The following is a 2,350-nucleotide window of genomic DNA, read 5'->3' as shown; positions in this document are numbered from 1 at the left end:
CGCAGCCATAATCTGCTGGCGACAGACAATATCTATTTACGGATAAGCACTAAGTTAATTAGATTTTGACCATTGCCAATATGTATGCGGCTAATGGAGTTATTTTTGAGGCCAGCTACGATTTCTGACAAATTATGGTGTTTTTGCCTAAAAACGTGGCTAAAACAGCAAAATTGACGTGCTTCCCAAGGGACGTGCAACATTTTTCATTCGCGTGTTTTGGTTAGCCATTCCCAAAACGTTTTTGACATCCATCCATTCCTGACTGTGATATCCAGCTTACAAATAAAAAGCGACCCATTAGGTTTTACAAAATCTTCGAGTCTCGAATACCACTTATCCACCTCAGAGGTAGTATAGAGAATATAAACACCTCGGTGATATCGGAACCAATCAACTGCTAAGTTCATCCTAGCTTCAATTTGTTCCCGTGTGATCTCTGGTTTCGGGTCGATAAAGACATGTAAAAATTGGCCCATGTGATCAATGCGGGTTTGAATCAGATATCTTCTGCGCTGGAGTTTGATCTGGTTGGCTGAGAAATGACATTGCATCGCGACTGCAAGTGATTGGTCTTTCAGCAAAAGACTCATTATTATCTGCTTCAATTACTGGTGTATGCTTACTTCCCATGAGCATCTGTTGATGAAGCAAAAACTCTGCTCCCTCCAAAATAGCGGCCTGAGGATTTTTATCTGCAAAGTTTATGAGTCGCCATAGCATAGTAAACACCACAATAATAATTCCAGCAATGCTAATTCCTAATACCGTTTCGTTTTTTGAAAAAACTGCAAGGCCAGCAACACATATGCAAAAAACAATAAGAACCGTAGAAACTTTACCAACAACCCCGCCTCGAAGTTTAACTTTAGAGACGCTTCTTAACGTATTTGCGAAGTCAATTGGCATAGTGATTAAATAGCTTCCAAATAACACTGCTAGACCAAATTCATGTTACAAACTGATATAATTTCATAACGGGTACAATCTCACCGAGATCACGGCGGATGTCAAGCCACTGCGATCCCGGTTTGAAAGTTAATCCCGCGTAAAACAGTGCGGAAGTTATTTACGCCGGACGGCGCAAGGCCAGGATCAGGCCATTGATGGTGTTGAACATGGTGCCCATCTCTCAGGCCGTCGGGGGATCGCTCAGGGTCCAGTCCATGGCGGGCACGCTGTTGCTGTTGGCGCTACTGTTGGCGATGAGGGCCGCGCTGAGGTTGTTCAGGGCATCGGCTTCTATCTTCCATCCCTGGCGGGATGGCCGGATGAGTTCGAGAGTTTATGACCAAAGGCGGCGGGCTTCCATTCCGCAATCCGAAATCCGAAATTATGGCCCCGCCACCAACACCACCCGAAAACCGACATCGTTGCGCCGACGACCAGGCGTGAGGCCGACACGGAACGAGGATAGCAGAGGGCCGGGACTATCATTAACCCACGACGCCCCGCGCAACACCGGAGAGCCGCTTCGGCTATTATAATAATCCTCGCACCATTGCCAGACATTCCCACCCATATCATACAGGCCAAATTGATTGGCTTGAAAGCTCCCGACCGGGGAGGTGTTGTCAAAATCATCTACGTTCAACGTTTTATAATAGTTCCCCGCCCCCTTCGGCGGCGGCCATTGCGTCCCCCATGGATAGACGTCATCAAGCTCCATGCTCTTGGCGCTCGGAGTGCCGGTCCCTTCCCGGTCTCCAATCCCCACCGCATAGCTCCATTCCGCATCCGTTGGCAGCCGGTATTCCTGCCCGGCACCCAACTTCCCTTCCCCTTGCTCCTTCTTGGTCAGCCAGGCGCAAAATGCCTTGGCGTCTTCCCAGCTTACCATCACCACTGGATGCCTGCCGTTCTGCGTAAAGCCAGGGCTCTTCCACGAATTGTCCACACTCGGATTCGCCTCGGCATACGTTTGATAATCCTGCACCCGTACGTCCCAAATGCCAAACAACACCTTTGTCCCCGGCACCGGTGTAAAGGACATCCCCAGACTATTCGTCCGGCGCGCGCCCAGTTGCGGCACGGCTTTATTGGTCCCCGTTTGCTTTCCGCCGAGCTGGTTCGGCCCTTGCGTGCCAACGTCGCAGCCGCTGATGAGTATCAATAGGAGAAGCAGAATCAGCAGTTGCCCCAATACAAAACGCCCCGCGCCGACTGGTTGGCCGGGAACCCGTTGCACGTTACTGGTGGGATTTGCCATGGCGGGAAGGTAACGGAAACGGGCGGGTGGGGGAAAGGATAAAGTATGAAGGCTAAAGGCTAAAAGAAGGCGGGGGCGGTGGAAAGTATAAAGCCAGGACCCCCGATGGGGGCTGATGCAGGAAGAAACTCTGGTGTGGGC

The 2,350-nt window shown here is 50.3% G+C and carries 2 protein-coding genes; both read right to left on the bottom strand.

The genetic code is table 11. The features are described 5' to 3' along the window. Window positions 1-483 precede the first annotated feature (483 nt). Window positions 484-909, bottom strand: a complete 426-nt coding sequence (locus WCO56_29630) for a hypothetical protein (protein ID MEI7733763.1) — start codon at window positions 907-909, stop codon at window positions 484-486. Window positions 910-1,333: 424 nt separating this feature from the next. Then, entirely contained in the window at window positions 1,334-2,209 is an 876-nt protein-coding gene (locus tag WCO56_29625; protein MEI7733762.1) for an SUMF1/EgtB/PvdO family nonheme iron enzyme, read from the bottom strand. Window positions 2,210-2,350: the final 141 nt, after the last annotated feature.

The organism is Verrucomicrobiota bacterium, from assembly GCA_037139415.1.
Classification (GTDB): Bacteria; Verrucomicrobiota; Verrucomicrobiia; order Limisphaerales; family Fontisphaeraceae; genus JBAXGN01.
This window is presented reverse-complemented; position numbering and strand designations above follow the sequence as displayed.